This is a genomic window from Acinetobacter sp. 161(2023), assembly GCF_037027805.1.
Taxonomy (GTDB): Bacteria; Pseudomonadota; Gammaproteobacteria; order Pseudomonadales; family Moraxellaceae; genus Acinetobacter.
The window spans coordinates 88865-105568 of the sequence record NZ_JAZEYD010000016.1; the positions used below are offsets into that span (position 1 = coordinate 88865).

General features: G+C 39.7%; 16 protein-coding genes and 4 tRNA genes. 18 read left to right on the plus strand and 2 right to left on the minus strand.

The window, feature by feature from the left end; genetic code table 11:
- Positions 1-296: 296 nt before the first annotated feature.
- Positions 297-566: an oxidative damage protection protein gene (locus WA249_RS15760; protein ID WP_016139496.1), complete on the minus strand. Its 270-nt coding sequence runs from the start codon at positions 564-566 to the stop codon at positions 297-299.
- Between the two features lie 9 nt (positions 567-575).
- The gene (gene argH, locus WA249_RS15765) at positions 576-2009 is read right to left on the minus strand and encodes an argininosuccinate lyase (RefSeq protein WP_336170058.1); all 1434 of its coding nucleotides are present in this window, start codon (positions 2007-2009) and stop codon (positions 576-578) included.
- Between argH and WA249_RS15770 the strand changes: the two genes are divergently transcribed.
- The 18 genes from WA249_RS15770 to WA249_RS15855 all read left to right on the plus strand — a co-directional run bounded on the left by WA249_RS15770 (position 2000) and on the right by WA249_RS15855 (position 16504).
- Positions 2000-3139, plus strand: a complete 1140-nt coding sequence (locus WA249_RS15770; RefSeq protein ID WP_336170059.1) for a sensor histidine kinase — start codon at positions 2000-2002, stop codon at positions 3137-3139. The two genes, argH and WA249_RS15770, sit on opposite strands and share 10 nt — an antisense overlap.
- Before the next feature lie 60 nt (positions 3140-3199).
- Complete coding sequence (locus WA249_RS15775) at positions 3200-3940, plus strand: LytR/AlgR family response regulator transcription factor (RefSeq protein WP_016139493.1); 741 nt, start codon at positions 3200-3202, stop codon at positions 3938-3940.
- A 101-nt stretch (positions 3941-4041) separates the two neighbouring features.
- On the plus strand, positions 4042-4959 hold the full coding sequence (gene hemC, locus WA249_RS15780) for a hydroxymethylbilane synthase (RefSeq protein ID WP_034590869.1): 918 nt from the start codon (positions 4042-4044) through the stop codon (positions 4957-4959).
- Positions 4960-4962: 3 nt separating this feature from the next.
- On the plus strand, positions 4963-5730 hold the full coding sequence (locus tag WA249_RS15785) for a uroporphyrinogen-III synthase (RefSeq protein ID WP_336170065.1): 768 nt from the start codon (positions 4963-4965) through the stop codon (positions 5728-5730).
- A gap of 8 nt (positions 5731-5738) precedes the next feature.
- Positions 5739-6581 carry a hypothetical protein gene (locus WA249_RS15790; RefSeq protein ID WP_336170067.1) on the plus strand — a complete coding sequence of 281 codons (843 nt, stop codon included), beginning with the start codon at positions 5739-5741 and terminating at the stop codon, positions 6579-6581.
- Between the two features lie 9 nt (positions 6582-6590).
- Entirely contained in the window at positions 6591-7784 is a 1194-nt protein-coding gene (locus tag WA249_RS15795; RefSeq protein ID WP_336170069.1) for a heme biosynthesis protein HemY, read from the plus strand.
- Between the two features lie 7 nt (positions 7785-7791).
- Positions 7792-8232: an acyl-CoA thioesterase gene (locus WA249_RS15800; protein WP_003654484.1), complete on the plus strand. Its 441-nt coding sequence runs from the start codon at positions 7792-7794 to the stop codon at positions 8230-8232.
- Positions 8233-8426: 194 nt separating this feature from the next.
- On the plus strand, positions 8427-8753 hold the full coding sequence (locus WA249_RS15805; protein WP_003654486.1) for an H-NS histone family protein: 327 nt from the start codon (positions 8427-8429) through the stop codon (positions 8751-8753).
- Positions 8754-9087: 334 nt separating this feature from the next.
- Positions 9088-9831 carry a type II secretion system protein N gene (gene gspN, locus WA249_RS15810; RefSeq protein WP_336170072.1) on the plus strand — a complete coding sequence of 248 codons (744 nt, stop codon included), beginning with the start codon at positions 9088-9090 and terminating at the stop codon, positions 9829-9831.
- Entirely contained in the window at positions 9831-10670 is an 840-nt protein-coding gene (locus tag WA249_RS15815) for a type II secretion system protein N (RefSeq protein WP_336170074.1), read from the plus strand. Before gspN ends, WA249_RS15815 begins: the two co-directional genes overlap by 1 nt.
- A 41-nt stretch (positions 10671-10711) precedes the next feature.
- Positions 10712-12988: a type II secretion system secretin GspD gene (gene gspD, locus WA249_RS15820; RefSeq protein ID WP_336170076.1), complete on the plus strand. Its 2277-nt coding sequence runs from the start codon at positions 10712-10714 to the stop codon at positions 12986-12988.
- Positions 12989-13027: 39 nt separating this feature from the next.
- A complete protein-coding gene (locus WA249_RS15825; RefSeq protein WP_336170078.1) occupies positions 13028-13657 on the plus strand; it encodes an FHA domain-containing protein in 630 nt (209 codons plus the stop codon).
- A 65-nt stretch (positions 13658-13722) separates the two neighbouring features.
- Positions 13723-14391 (plus strand): phosphoglycolate phosphatase, encoded by a 669-nt coding sequence (locus tag WA249_RS15830; protein WP_336170080.1) that lies wholly within the window; start codon positions 13723-13725, stop codon positions 14389-14391.
- 108 nt (positions 14392-14499) lie between these two features.
- Positions 14500-15993 carry an anthranilate synthase component I gene (gene trpE / locus WA249_RS15835; RefSeq protein WP_336170082.1) on the plus strand — a complete coding sequence of 498 codons (1494 nt, stop codon included), beginning with the start codon at positions 14500-14502 and terminating at the stop codon, positions 15991-15993.
- 98 nt (positions 15994-16091) lie between these two features.
- Positions 16092-16167: transfer RNA gene (locus WA249_RS15840), tRNA-Thr, on the plus strand.
- A gap of 52 nt (positions 16168-16219) precedes the next feature.
- A tRNA-Tyr gene (locus WA249_RS15845) sits at positions 16220-16303 on the plus strand.
- A 37-nt stretch (positions 16304-16340) separates the two neighbouring features.
- Positions 16341-16416, plus strand: a tRNA-Gly gene (locus tag WA249_RS15850).
- Positions 16417-16429: 13 nt separating this feature from the next.
- Positions 16430-16504, plus strand: a tRNA-Thr gene (locus WA249_RS15855).
- Positions 16505-16704 lie beyond the last annotated feature (200 nt).

The following is a 16704-nucleotide window of genomic DNA, read 5'->3' on the forward strand; positions in this document are numbered from 1 at the left end:
GGAATATTTAAAAGCCTTGTTTAAAACAAGGCTTTTTTATTTTTAAAAATAATAGATAAAAAAATGTCCCGAACTTTGGGGGGAAGTTCAGGACAGAAAATCAAGTACATAAACACGACAGGGATCGTGTTCTTCTTGCTATGAATTGATAGTAAGTTCTGAGCTTTTTTATGTCATGTAGAGTCCTGTTCGCTCTATGTAAGGCTTTTTATGCTTGTGTAAGTTTCACGTAAAAAAAGGCGGGTCTATGTATATAGACCCGCCTTTTTAATGATGAGTAAGCTAAAACAAACCGATTATTCTGGTTTCCAGCCTTCAGCTTTTTCTACGCTTTCATCATTATTGAAAAACTTCTCACGTTGTTCTTCAAGAAACTTTTTTGAATCTGGTTCAAACACATTTAAACGCTTTTCATTAATCAGCGTAGTTTGATGCTGTAACCATTCTTGCCATGCTTGCTTAGAAACATTTTCAAAAAAGTCTTGGCCTTTAGCACCCGGAAAAGGAGCGAAGTCTAGACCTTCCATTTCCTTTTGATATTTGCGGCAAAATACTTGTCGACTCATGGTTTATCCTTAAGCGTATAACTGTTCTAAACGTGTGTGGGCACGAGCAATCGCAGCTTCAACCTGTTTTGGTGAAGTTCCGCCAATATGATCACGTGCATTTACAGAAGCTTCTAGTGTTAATGCTTTATCAAACACATCGGCTGTAATTAGGTCAGAGAATTGCTGTAACTGCTCAAGTGTTAACTCAGATAAATCTTTTTCTTCAGCAACACCTAACGCAACAGCTTTACCTACAATTTCATGCGCATCACGGAAAGCAACGCCTTTTTTCACTAAATAGTCAGCAAGATCGGTTGCAGTCGAGAATCCACGAAGTGCAGCTTCACGCATGATTTCAATATTTGGAACCAATGCAGGAATCATGTCTGCGAAAGCCATGAGTGAACCACGAACCGTATCGATTGCATCAAATAAAGGTTCTTTGTCTTCTTGGTTATCTTTGTTGTAAGCCAATGGTTGACCTTTCATGAGCGTAAGTAAGCTAATTAAGTCACCAAATACACGGCCAGATTTACCACGAATAAGCTCTGGAACATCCGGATTTTTCTTCTGCGGCATGATTGAAGAACCAGTACAGAAGCGGTCAGGAATATTCACAAATTTGAACTGTGCAGAAGTCCAAAGAATCAGTTCTTCTGACATACGTGATAAATGCATCATGATCAGTGCAGCAGCAGAGTTAAATTCGATTGCAAAGTCACGGTCAGATACAGCATCAAGAGAGTTTTCAGATACAGCTTCAAAACCTAAAAGTTCTGCTGTATAAGCACGGTCAATCGGATAAGTTGTACCAGCAAGAGCAGCTGAACCAAGTGGCATGCGATTAACGCGCTTACGACAGTCTTGAAGACGTTCAGTGTCACGAATCAACATTTCAAACCATGCTAACAAGTGATGACCAAAAGTTACTGGTTGAGCTGTTTGTAGGTGTGTAAAGCCCGGCATAATTGTACTTACGTTTTTGGCAGCCAAGCCTAATAAGCCTTTTTGTAAGCGTTCTAATAATTTTAAAATATCATCAATTTCGTCGCGTAGGTAAAGACGAATATCAGTTGCAACCTGATCGTTACGACTACGACCTGTGTGTAGTTTTTTACCTGTAATGCCAATACGTTGAGTCAAACGTGATTCAATGTTCATGTGAACATCTTCAAGATCGATGCGCCATTCAAAGTTTCCAGCCTCAATTTCTGAGCGAATGGTGCTTAAACCTTCAATAATGTCATCGCGTTCTGCTTCTGTGAGTACGCCAACTTTCGCAAGCATGGTAGCATGCGCAATCGAACCAGCGATGTCTTGTTTATAAAAACGCTGGTCAAACTGAACAGAGGCGGTAAATTCGGCTACAAAAGCATCCGTCGCTTCAGAAAAACGACCACCCCACATACCTGAAGTTTGGTCTGGGGTTACTGAATTAGGGGGATTTGAAGATGTGGTCATGGTGGCTCAGTAAAATAAAAAAGAGTATATCACTTGCCGAAGCTCAACAAACAAAGTTGTTTCCTACAGCATACCGAAATCAAAATGCTTCCTATTTTTTTACGAAAAACGGGCGTTGGCAACACTTATTCGAATTAATTGTTGCAAGTAATGTTTTGGCACTGGTCTTAGCATTGGCTGAAGCACAGTCTTGGCAAGCATTAAGCGGTGGACGCCTTTTACAATACATCGTTTTTATTAACTGGGTCATATTGTCGTTTTTTGCCTTGGTGGAACGCTTTCAAGCTTTTTTTAGCAGGTTACATCAAGAATTTGCCTTGGCTATCGGTTTTGTCATGCTGCAAGGTATTGTTGTTTTGACGACCTTAATGAGTAATTTTTTTCAGTTTGGCCTTTTAAATAAACATGCTTCTTTAACACAGAACTGGAGCATTTATTTTACCAATGTGCCTTTATATCTAAGCTATGGAATATTACTCGGGGCTTTCTGCTTACGTTATTTATATGTCAGAGAACAGTGGTTGCATCAACAGTCTGTGGAGTTAAATGCCCGTATTCAGGCCATGCAAGCGCGAATTCACCCTCATTTTTTATTTAATAGTTTAAATAATGTGGTGAGTTTGATTGCGATAGACCCAGATAAAGCAGAAAGCATGCTCATTAGTCTGTCACGTTTATTTCGCGCCAGCTTCCAAGAATTGAAATTGGTGAGTCTGCATGAAGAAATCGAGCTGAGTAAACAATATTTAATGATTGAGCAAGTGCGTTTGGGAGAGCGTTTAAAAGTAGATTGGAAAATCGAGCTTTCACCTGTGCAACTGAAACAGGTCACCATTCCTTTATTGACATTACAACCTTTGTTAGAAAATAGTATTTTTCATGGGGTAGAACCAATGCTGGGTAAAGCAACCATAGGGGTATTGGTTGAAATATTGCAAAATCAGGTCAGTATAGTCATTACCAACCCATATACAGACGATACAATAAATTCAAGGAAAGGGCATGGAATCGCGCTTGAAAATGTAAAACAGCGCCTGAAAGCATATTATGGGAATTCCGTAAGATTTCAGGTTTATAAAGGTGAAACCTTATATACCACCATTATGAGCTATCAATATCAAACAAAATAATAAGTTAGTCAGAGTTAACCATAAAAACATGGATCAAGTTAACGGTGACAAGGAGGATGAATGAAGGTGCTGATTTGTGATGATGAACCACTTGCAGTGGAGCGATTATCACGTTTAGTTTCAAAGATGGGACATGAAGTTGTATCAACAGCTCAGCATGGACAAGAAGCCTTGGAACAGGCGCGGCTTCATCAACCGGATGTAATCTTACTTGATATTCAAATGCCAGGTATGAATGGTCTTGTCTGTGCGGAACAGCTAAGCCAGCTAAATCCTCGACCTGCGATTGTATTCTGTACGGCCTATGACCAACATGCGTTGGAAGCATTTAAGTCTCAGGCTCAAGCTTATCTTCTTAAACCAATTGATCCTCAAGAGCTTGAACAAGTTTTTAGTCAGTTGACTCAGCTTACTCAAGCACAGCTCAATGCTTTACCACAACATGATTTTTTACATGATCTAAAAACACAGCGACATCAAATTGCTGCAAAAACCTATCGTGGAGTTGAGCTGATTCCTGTTGAAAATATCTATTATTTTTTAGCCGATCAAAAATATGTCACGGTGCGTCATCAAAATGGCAGTGTATTAATTGATGAAACTTTAAAAGAGCTTGAAACCGAATTTGCAGATCAATTCATTCGTATTCATCGAAATGCATTGGTTGCGGTTGCATATTTAGATGGATTGGAACTCGTTAGCTCTGGGCAATATCAGGTTCGATTACGTGGCTTAGATGAACGACTTTCGGTGAGTCGTCGACATTTATCTATGCTTAGAGAGCGGATTCATCAGCTCTAAACCTAAAAAGAGTTATCTGGTGCGTGCGAGATTTTACTTGCAATTTTAAGGGATCAAGTTAAGTTTAGGGTGTATCGTTTGACCAGCCCATGCTTGAATTTATGAAAACCTTGAAAATTGCTACACGACAAAGCCCACTTGCTCTTTGGCAGGCAGAATATATTCGTGCCCGATTACAGGAGCTTCACCCAGATTTAACGGTGGAGTTGGTTAAATTTGTCACGCAGGGCGATAAAATCTTAGATACGCCTTTAGCAAAAATTGGTGGGAAAGGGCTGTTTGTTAAAGAGTTAGAAGCAGCACTTTTAGATGGGCGTGCAGATTTAGCTGTACATTCAATGAAAGATGTCCCGATGGCTTTGCCAGAAGGTCTAACCTTGGCCGTAATTTGTGAACGTGAAGATCCATTAGATGCCTTCGTTTCAAATCAATTTGAAAAATTTGCTGACCTACCTCAAGGTGCAAAAGTGGGCACCTCGAGTTTACGCCGTAAATCTCAAATTTTAAAACAACGTCCTGATTTGCAAATTATTGACTTGCGTGGAAATGTTGGCACACGTTTAGCAAAGCTGGATGATGGTCAATATGACGCTATTATTTTAGCTAGCGCTGGTTTGAAGCGTTTAGGTCTTTCAGAACGTATTCGTCATTGTTTAACACCAGATATTAGTTTGCCTGCAGTGGGTCAAGGTGCATTGGGCTTGGAATGCCGTGCAGCTGACCAAGATGTATTAGCTTTAATTCAACCGCTATTACACGAAGAAACCGATGTTTGTGTACGTGCTGAGCGTGCTTTTAATGCTTATCTTGAAGGTGGTTGTCAGGTTCCGATTGCAGGTTATGCCACGCTACAAAATGGACAAATCCATATTGAAGGTCGTGTCGGAAGTCCTGATGGGCAAACATTATTACGTGCTGAACTGACAGATGAAGCGAGCAATGCTCATCAACTGGGTGAAAACCTTGCTCGAAACTTACTTGATCAAGGTGCGGGCGAGCTATTAAAGGCTCTCTACTAAACCATGTTGTTTATTAATACTCGACCTGATTCTCGTGCAGCTGAATTAACAGATGCTTTGCAAAATGAAGGTTATCAGGTTGAGTCTTTACCTCTTTTAGAACTCGTTGCCAAATCCTTTTCCGAACACTTACTTCAGCTTTACCAACAATTAGTTAATGTACAAGCTATTGTTGTCGTTAGTCCAAGCGCTGTTGATGTGGGGATGAAGTATTTAGCACAAAGCGGCTTAAAACTAGCTGACTTGAAACATATTCAGTGGATTGCCGTTGGACAGTCAACCGCCAATTGTTTAAATGAGTATGGAATAGAAGCACATATTCCAGATGTTGAAACCTCTGAAGGGATGTTAAATCTACCTATTCTTCATAACATGAAGCCGACTGGTAGCGTCGCTTTTTGGCGAGGAGAGGGTGGACGTCAATTTATGATGGAGACCTTGCAGCAGCAAGGCATTCAGATTCTAAATTTCGTTTTATATCATCGGCAGTGTCCAGAAGCCTCATATTACACATTCAAACATCTGACACAGAATTCAAATTATAATTTAAACAAATGGCTGGTCTTAATTACGAGTGAGGCAAGCTGGAAGTATTGGTTAGAGCTTTGTTCAAAAAATAATGTACAACCTGATTGTGTATATTTGGTTTTAGGGCCACGTCTTTTTCAAATTGTTAAAGAATATCGCGATCAACAACAGGCTCATTTTCACATTATTCAACTTGAAAATTTATCGCCTTCGGGGATGATTCATCACATTCAGGCATTATAAGGATTCGTATGAGAAAACTTGTTTCTATCATCATTTTACTGGGCATGGCTTGGTTGGCTAAGCTCAGTTACGATATGTGGCAAATTTCTCGTACTGTTCCCGAGCTTAAGCAAAGTCTGCTTCAATCAGAACAACACTATGCCAATCTAAATGATCAATTGGTTGCTTTACAGCGCCAATTACAGAATCAACCTGTAAATACTGGCGATAAACTAAGTTCGGTGGCCCACCCAGATACTCCACCAGCAGGTATTGCTCCTACAGTTTTAATTAAACAAAAGTTAGATTTAATTCAATTTGCAATTGATCAACAACAATTGATTTATGCAGTTGATCAATTAAGTCAGTTACAGCAATCCCTTGCGCACTATGAAATTGCCCCTGCATTGCAACATAGCTTGAACCAATCACTTGAGCAGGATAAACAAGCAGTTCAACAATTCAGTTTGGCCCAAAATCAACGCCATCAATTGATTGATGATTTATTACAGACGATTGATAAAAATATTCAGCAAGCCTTAGCTCAGCCTAAACTTGAGATGGATCAATCCGAGTCTGTATCTTGGTGGAAAAGATGGTTCCGTATAGAAAAAGTAGAAACGCCGTCTATTAATTTAATGAATCGAAGTGTAGTGCTCAAAGAAGTGCAATTAAGATTATTAATTGCTGAACAGGCGCTCAATCAAGGCAAAATGACAGAGTACCAAAACGAGTTGCAATCTGTGATGCAAAAGCTAGATGAAATGCCTGATGCAACGAGTCAGCAGTTAAAAAAACGTATTGCTAAAGTGGCACATTTGTCGATAGTGCCTGTTCCTAAATTATCTACACTTGGTCTAATTGGCTCATAAGGAGGAGATATGAAACACCTCCTGTCGGTTTATTTTGTAATCAGCTTAATACTCTTTGCCGCTTTAGCTTTATTGAGTTATGGCTATGGAATGGGGTATGTCTATATCTACTGGCGACAATTGCAGTTGCAAACAAATGTCTGGGGCTTAACCCTCGCTTTTGTGGTAGTAAGTTTTATTGCTCAACTGGTGTGGCTTTGGATTAAGCGTTATTCCTCTCGTGAGCAGAGGAAAAGTGAAAATATTTTCCAGTTTAAAAACCTACATCCCTATGAACAATTAGGTATTGTCTGGTTATTAGAGGCCGCTGAAGACCAACGTGTATTTATTGAACGTGTTTTTACTCAGTCAGCGCTTTTAAAAAATATCATTGATGCCAAGTTTCTAGTTTCAAATGGAGACTATCCAAAAGCATTAGCTGCTTTAGATCAGTCACCGCCTATGGCATTTGAATTGGCAGAGTTAGAACGAATCGAAATCTTTTTAGCCCAAAACGAAGCTGATCGTGCATTAACTCATCTTGAGTTTTTATACCAACATCAGTTGTCGCCTTGGCTTGAGGAAATAGAAACTGCCTACCAGCAAAGATTAACCGCGTTATGGGGGCAATTGGCGCTACAACATCCATGGGTATATTTACGTTCAATGAAGTATGGTTTGCTAGATGCTGAGCATCGTGATTTATGGCTACAGCAACTTCTTCAGCAGTTTGATGAGGCTTCTATTGATGACCAGCATGCATTGCAACAACGTTATCTGGATTTAGAGTCTGAGATTCAAACTCGACCGTATAGCAGTAAGTTGTTATGGCTCAAACTATTGGCGCGTATGCCTGATATGAGCATGCAGCATGCGGCATTAACACTACACCTATTAAAAGAGCAGTTCGATCCAGAAGTATTTTACCTGTGGTTCCAGCAACAATTGCTTAAGCAGGTTCCAGACTATGCCGATGTCGAAGAAAAAATTATCGAGTTTGAAAATCAATATATGAATTTGCCAGTTTTAACTTTTGCAAAATGGCATGTCTATATGGCAACTGGACGTCAAGCAGAGGCTGAAACATTATTATCATTATATCCAGATAATATTTTAATGAGCTATTTACGTATTAAGTCTACGCTTAATGAAGATGAGGTGTTAATCAAACAGTTAAACCTAATCTTTGAAAATGATGCGAATTTTTTAAAATTTAAAATATGAGGCAAAAATGAAAGAACTGTCTGTCTACCCGATAATATATGAACAAAAAGTAGCGTGGGGAGATATGGACGCTTTTGGTCATGTCAATAATGTGCAATATTATCGATATATTGAAAGCTCACGTATTTTATATATGGAAGCGATAAATATATTAACCCCACAATTATATACCGTTGTAGCCTCAAGTCAGTGTAAATATTTAAAGCCAGTTTTTTATCCAGATGTATTGAAAGTCGGTGTTCGCGTGGAAGAGCTCCGTAATAGTGCATTCCGTATGGCTTATATATTATGGAGCGAGACACAACAACAAATCGTGGCTACTGGCGAAGCTGTTATGGTCTGCGTAGATAAATTAACAGAACGAAAATGTGAAATACCTCAGGAAATAAAACAAAAAATTATTGAGCTAGAAAAAACTGTTGGACATGACTTAATACATTTATCTTAAATAAATATTAATAAAATATATGTCATTTATAATTGATAATGTAATTAAAAGGTAATTTTTTTGATTATTCTGATGAACACGGCTTTCAAACTATTGCTTATTGAATAGATTATAAATAATATTAGTCTTGATTTTATGTTTTTAAATTTTGTCTGTATTATTTTGAATTGTCTGTAAGACTGGAGTATTTATTAATGAAACCGGATATCAGTGAATTATCTGTTGAAGAGTTAAAACGTTTACAAGAAGAAGCAGAAGCTTTAATTGTAAGTAAAAAAGATCAAGCAATCGAAGATGCTTATAATCAAATTATCGAGATCGCTGAAAATGTAGGTTTTAGTGTTGAACAGCTTCTTGAGTTTGGTGCTCAAAAACGTAAGAAGACAACACGTAAATCTGTTGAGCCGCGCTACCGCAACAAAAACAATTCTGAAGAGACTTGGACTGGCCGTGGTAAACAACCACGCTGGTTAGTTGCTGAAATTGAAAAAGGCGCAAAACTTGAAGATTTCTTAATCTAATCGTATTGCCCTTTTTAAAAGCCAGGCAAATTTGCCTGGCTTTTTTATGCGTGAAAATATCTAAAAATTTTGCGGTAAATATTATTTAAGAATTTGAGTGTTTAAATTCATCTTTAAATACATTGTTGAGATCAAATGTGCACTTATTAAGTCAATCAACACGTTTTCATGATTTTGTCATACGTTCAACTTATAGTCTTAATACCGAAGCCAAGCCCGATTGCTTGGTTTTTTTATATGAAGTGAATTGGCGATGTTGAAAAAGTATGCATAATGTCAGACTAGGGAGCTACTCTCAAAATAAGGACGATAATTTGCATGTTGGTAAGGCTGAATGAAGAAAAAGTCTAAGCAATGGAAGTGGTGGTTATTTGCCCTCATTGCATTTTTAATTTTTATTATTTTACAGATCCCAGCGACTTGGCTTATTTCTAAATTTTCAAAGAATAATCAAACTCTACACAATGTAAGTGGAAATATCTGGCAAGGCCAAGCAGATTGGCGGCGCGGTACTTTGAGAGGCTCGATTCATTGGAAAACTAGACCTCTTGACCTGTTTTTATTAAGGTTCGCTGCTGATGTAGATATCCATAGTGGAAATACCCAATTATCTGGGGTAATGGCCTATGGCGTTGGTAAAAAAGTACTTGTAAGGGCAATGAATGGTCAAATTGCGCCTGAAACATTAAAACAAATTGTGAACTGGCAATGGCCAGTGAACAGTATCCAGTTAAAAGATATTGATTTTAATTATAAAAAAGAGCAAGGTTTCGCCGCAGTTGATGGTCAATTGCATTGGGGTGGTGGTGCTTTAATCTATAATATTAGTGACCGTCAAGACCGGATGAATATGCCTTCTTTAAATGGGCAATTAACGGACCAAAATGGTAAATTACAGATTGATATACGTGATCAACGCAGTCAAAAAATGGCAAATCTTCTATTAGATGCCAATATGATGCTTGATGTGCAGCTTACACAAAGATTATTACTGAATATCCCATCTTATGATGGGAAAGCTGGTTTAGATACTTTTGTCATTAGTTCTCGTCAACCCTTAATACAAGGGGGTAACTAATGAAAGTATGGATTGAAAAATTACAGCAACTACAATGGCAAAAGTTAAATCGGTTAAGTGTTGTCGTATTTGCTTTTTTAGTTTTATGGCTGTGCTGGAAATTGGCTTCATTATTTTGGTGGGTCATTGCACCTCCTCAAATGATGCAGTTTGATCGGGTAGAGTTAGGATCACAGCAACCGCAAATTCCTAACATTAGTACTTTTTCACTTTTTAATGAACCTTCAGCCAATGCAGCTCAGGAAAATGTCAAACTAGAATTGCAGGGTGTGATAGTGGGTTATCCGAACCGTTTTTCTTCAGCTGTTATTAAGCTTGATAATACTGCTGACCGATATCGGGTGGGTGAAACAATAGCTTCTACATCCTATCAGCTAGCAGAAGTTTATTGGGATCACGTGATATTACGTCAAGGTAATGGGAGTACGCGTGAGCTTCAATTTAAAGGTTTGCCAAATGGGTTATATCAACCACCTAATCCACAGGCAACCCCAGCGAATTCAACTGTCCCTGCTCAACAGGCACCTTCGACCAATACAACTCAAGAAGCGCTTGGGCAGGCAATCCAGCAGATGCAAGGTAACCGAGAGCAGTATCTTAAAGATATGGGGGTAAGCGGGAGCTCAAGCGAAGGTTTTGAAGTTACAGAACGTACACCCACTGCGCTTCGAAATAAGTTAGGTTTAAGGCCGGGTGACCGAATTGTTTCTTTAAATGGTCAAACGGTTGGGCAAGGACAAACGGATGTGCAGTTACTTGAACAGGCTCGTCGAGCCGGACAAGTGAAATTAGAAATAAAACGTGGTGATCAAGTGATGACCATACAACAAAATTTTTAGTGATAACACGTCACCATAAGAGTTAGGAAATATCGCAAGTTATGGCTTTATTGAATCATCAACGTCCACTTTGGGCATTACTTGCAGCAGCCCCATTGATTGCGACAGTGAGCAGCAGCGTCTATGCCCAAACATGGAAGATCAATTTACGTGATGCTGACTTAACTGCATTTATTAATGAAGTTGCAGACATCACGGGGAAAAACTTTGCAGTAGATCCGCGAGTGCGTGGCAATGTCACAGTAATATCGAACAAACCCCTCAATAAAGATGAAGTTTATGACCTGTTTCTTGGGGTCTTAAATGTAAATGGGGTGGTGGCGATTCCTTCTGGAAATACCATTAAGCTGGTGCCGGATAGCAATGTTAAAAATTCGGGAATTCCCTACGATTCTCGAAATAAGGTTCGCGGTGATCAAATCGTTACACGAGTGATTTGGCTTGAAAATACGAATCCAAATGACTTAATTCCAGCACTTCGCCCTTTAATGCCACAGTTTGCGCATATGGCGGCGATTGCGGGAACCAATGCGCTGATTGTTTCGGACCGAGCTACGAACATCTATCAGCTTGAAAATATTATTCGTAATCTAGACGGAACTGGGCAAAACGATATTGAAGCGATCAACCTTCAATCGAGCCAAGCAGAAGAAATCATTACTCAACTTGAAGCGATGAGTGCAACAGGAGCATCGAAAGATTTTAATGGTGCACGTATACGTATTATTGCAGACAATCGAACCAATCGTATTTTAGTAAAGGGTGACCCTGAAACGCGTAAGCGCCTTCGCCACATGATTGAAATGCTGGATGTGCCTTCAGCAGACCGCTTAGGGGGCTTAAAAGTTTTCCGATTGAAATATGCAAGTGCAAAAAGTTTATCTGAGATTTTACAAGGACTCGTGACAGGACAAGCTGTTTCTTCTTCAAATAACAATAAAAATTCATCTAACTCATCAAATTCGATGAATGGTTTAATGGGTAATAATCAAAATTCTAACTCAACAAATTCAGGTTCAAATGGTACATCAATTTCTACCCCTGCAATAAACCTGAATGGTAATTCAAATAACAACAATCAGAACAGTATCTCCAGCTTTAACCAAAATGGTGTAAGTATTATTGCGGACAGTGCCCAAAACTCATTGGTTGTCAAAGCTGATCCCCAATTAATGCGTGAAATTGAATCTGCGATTCAGCAGCTCGATGTGCGCCGTCAGCAAGTACTCATTGAGGCTGCAATTATCGAAGTCTCAGGAGATGATGCAGATCAACTTGGAATTCAATGGGCCTTAGGTGATTTATCTAGTGGGATTGGTTTACTTAGCTTTAGTAATGTGGGAGCGAGTTTATCTTCGATTGCTGCTGGTTATTTATCAGGTGGTTCGGCTGGGGCGGCGTCTGCTATTGCTGGTGGTGCCAATAAAGGTAATGGGGCAACTGTGGCTGTGGGTAATTTTGAGAACTCCCGTAAGGCTTATGGTGCATTAATTCAAGCACTCAAAACCAATACCAAATCAAATTTACTTTCGACACCATCCATTGTAACTATGGATAATGAAGAGGCTTATATTGTTGTGGGTCAGAACGTTCCTTTTGTAACAGGTTCGGTCACTACCAATAGTACAGGTATTAATCCTTATACAACTGTTGAACGAAAAGATGTTGGTGTGACATTAAAAGTTGTTCCACATATCGGGGAAGGTGGTACAGTTCGTCTGGAAGTTGAGCAAGAAGTCTCTGCTGTTCAAGATAGTCGTGGGCAAGCAGCTGACCTAGTGACAAGCAAACGTGCTATTAAAACCGCTGTTTTGGCTGAGCATGGACAAACTGTTGTTTTAGGTGGTTTGGTGTCAGATGACACCTCGCTTTCAAGACAAGGCATACCTGGGTTAAGTAGTATCCCTTATGTTGGACGCTTGTTCCGATCAGATAACAGAAGTAATGTAAAACGTAACCTACTCGTCTTTATTCATCCAACAATTGTAGGTGATGCGAACGATGTACGCCGTTTGTCTCAGCAGCGCTATAACCAGCTTTACAGTTTGCAATTGGCGATGGATAGAAATGGCAACTTTGCCAAACTGCCTGAACAGGTCGATGATGTCTATAATCAAAAAATGACACCGCCAGATATTGGCTCTCAGCCAAAAAATTATCAACAGGTTCCTTCAGGTGGCAAAAGCTCGACAGTAATAACACCTGTAGCAGTAGAGCCTGTGGTTCGAAAGCAAACCTTACAGTTGCCCGAACCTGAAGTTAATCGTACTAAAAATACCGTAACAACAACGACACTGCGTCCAAGCATGGCGCCGTAGTGACATGTTATGATTGATAAAAATGAATAGGACATACGCATGACTTGGAAATTACAAGCAATTACTGGTGAAATTACTGGCCAAGAAATTAGTGTTGATCGTGATATGCTGGTGGGGCGCCATCAAGATGCCGATGTGTTGTTACAAGCTGCTGAAATTTCACGTCGCCACGCTGCATTGCTTTTAAAAGATCAATTGCTATGGGTACAAGACCTTAACTCATCGAATGGCACATTCATAAACGATATTCGTATTGAGCAAGAAAAACAGCTACATGATGGTGACATTGTTCAATTTGCTAGCTTTAAATTTTCTGTGCTGGCACCTGCGCAGGAAATTGTAGATTTGCCTGAAATTGAAGTAGAACCTGTAAATACGGCTCCATCTCAAGATTTAAGTGATCAAGGAATGCCAAGCCTTACAGAGCGTGCTGCAGAAATAGAAGTTAGTCGCGATGGCATGCCACAGAATATCTCTATTCCGAAACCTGCACCGATTCCGGAAGGTGTGGATATTAATGTACAACCACAACAGGCACCTGTTGGCTTTGAGGAGCCAGTTTCTCGTGTTGCTGAAGAAAAAGAGCAACAGAAGAATGCCTCAGTTGGTTTAATCACCATTATTACTTTAGTAATTTTAGCTTTATTGGCATGGTTGTTCTTTAAATAATTTGTTGCTGCTTTTACAATCAAGGCATGCTAAACGCATGCCTTTTTAATTTTGAGAAGAAGAAGATGTCTGTTGCACAACTAAATAAGCGCGATTTAATTTTATTTGATCTAGATGGAACACTGGTTGATTCTGCTGCTGATTTGTATCGGTCTATGAATTTAAGTTTAGAGGCGCTCAATTGGCCATTAGTAACAGAAGCCCAGATACGAGCATGGGTCGGCAAGGGAGTGTCTAAACTCTGTGAAAGCGTTCTACTTCATATTTTTGGAAAATTAGATACTCAGCAGCATAAAGTCCTCTTACAGAAATTTATTGACATATATGGTGCAGAACTTTGTGTGAATACTCAAATTTATCCGGGAGTCACTGAGTTTTTAAAGCATTGTAAAGCTTTGAATATACATATGGCATGTGTTACCAATAAGCCTGTGCAACTTGCTCAAGGGTTACTTGATGCATTAGACCTTTCTTCTTATTTCCAAGTTGTACTTGGGGGCGATAGTTTGCCAGAGAGAAAGCCACATCCATTGCCTTTATTGCATTGCATGCAAAGCTTAAAAATATCTGCTTCGCAATCATTAATGATTGGCGACTCAAGTAACGATATTGAGGCTGCGCGTCGTGCGGGAATTGATTGTATTGTGGTTAGCTATGGCTATAATCATGGAGAAAATATCTATGATTGCCAACCTCAGCAAGTGGTTGATAGTTTGGCTGAGTTAATTATCTAATGAGTGAAATGGAGATCAGCATGAATAAGCGTATGGTTTTTCGATGGCGTGTCTAAATCGAAACTAAAAAACACCGTTTTAAATCGAAACCATATTAGAGAAAAATTCATGACTACATTAGCGCAATTCGAACAACTTAAGGCATCAGGTTACAACACTATTCCAGTTTATCGTCAGCGTTTGGCAGATACGGAAACACCTTTATCGGTTTTTGCTCGTTTTAAGGAGCAAAAACAAGCTTATTTATTTGAGTCGGTTGAAGGTGGTGAAAACTGGGCGCGCTACTCCATGATTGGTTTAGGTGAGTCGACAGTTTTTTCATGTAATGCTGGCGTTTTATCTATACAGCATGCTGATGGTTCAATCACACAAGAAGATTGTCTAGATCCATTTGAATATATTCGTGAGTTTCAGAAGCAATTTACAGTTCCACCAGCTGAGCTTCTGCCTGACTTACCAAGTTTTACAGGCGGATTGGTTGGCTATTTGGGCTATGATGCAGTTCGTTATATTGAGCCACGCTTAAAGAATGTGCCTGCGGCTGATCCAATTGCTTTACCCGACTTATGGTTGATGCTCTCAAAGACAGTCATTGTTTTTGATAACCTGAAAGATACCTTGTTTTTAATTGTCCATGCTGATACAGCACAGCCAAATGCTTATGAAGATGCGCAGCAAAAATTAGATCAATTAGAGCAATTGTTGGCTACACCAGTTAGCTTGCAAGCTAAGCCACATACACCACCTCATTTTGAATCGATTACGGGTAAAGCGAAATTCCTTGAGACCATAGAAAAGGTTAAAGAATACATCCGTGCTGGTGATGTTATGCAAGTTGTTCCTGGGCAACGCATGGTTTCTGACTTTGATGGCGAGGCTTTACAGGTTTACCGTGCTTTACGTCATTTAAATCCTTCACCTTATTTGTTCTTGGTACAAGGTCAAACAATTACGGATCAAAAACCATTTCATATTGTAGGATCTTCACCTGAAATTCTCTCTCGTTTGGAAAATGGTATTGCGACAGTTCGCCCGCTTGCTGGTACGAGACCACGTGGAAAAACTAAAGAAGAAGATATCGCTTTAGAAAAAGACTTACTTTCTGATGAAAAAGAAATCGCAGAGCATTTAATGTTGATTGACCTTGGTCGAAATGATGTTGGGCGAGTTTCTAAAATTGGTAAAGTCAAAGTGACTGATCAAATGGTCATTGAACGCTATTCGCATGTCATGCACATCGTTTCAAATGTACAAGGTGAAGTGCGTGATGATATCGATGCACTAGATGTATTTAAGGCAACTTTCCCAGCAGGTACTTTATCTGGCGCACCGAAAATTCGTGCAATGGAAATTATTGATGAAGTAGAGCCTGTAAAAAGAGGTGTTTTTGGTGGGGCCGTGGGATATTTAGGATGGCATGGTGAAATGGATATGTCGATTGCAATCCGTACGTGTGTAATCCGTGATAAAAAAGTCTATGTGCAGGCTGGAGCAGGCTTGGTTGCTGACTCAAATCCTGAATCAGAATGGAATGAAACCCAAATAAAAGCTCGCGCAGTGATCAAAGCGGTTGAATTATCATCAAACGGATTGATTTTATGAGTTTTTAGCAGTTTTTTTTAAAAAACTGCTTGCATCGCTTGGAAGTTTTGCTAAACTGCACACCGTTCCGATACGAAACGTACGAAACACTAAGAAGCGCCGGCATAGCTCAGTTGGTAGAGCAACTGACTTGTAATCAGTAGGTCCACAGTTCGAATCCGTGTGCCGGCACCATCTAAAGTGTGAAGTTGTTAAGTGAAGGATAACACTGAAATAAGTGTGATGTGGTGAGATTCCCGAGCGGTCAAAGGGGGCGGACTGTAACTCCGCTACGAAAGTTTCGAAGGTTCGAATCCTTCTCTCACCACCATTAACTTCGATTGAAGTGCTAAGTATACCAGCATCGTGCGGGAGTAGCTCAGTTGGTAGAGCGGCAGCCTTCCAAGCTGCATGTCGCGAGTTCGACCCTCGTCTCCCGCTCCATCGAAGGATAATCGCTCTTATAGCTCAGTGGTAGAGCACTCCCTTGGTAAGGGAGAGGTCTCGAGTTCAAATCTCGATAAGAGCTCCAGATACAGTTTAGTAGATTTTCTACAAAGATTTAAAAAGCAGGCTTATTAGTCTGCTTTTCAAGTATTGGGTGTTTGATTTTTTAGGCGATATGTCGATGCTGAGTTTTACTCAGAATTGTGTTCGACGTAAACGAGGACTATAAACATGGCTAAGGCTAAGTTTGAACGTAATAAGCCACACGTAAACGTGGGCACAATT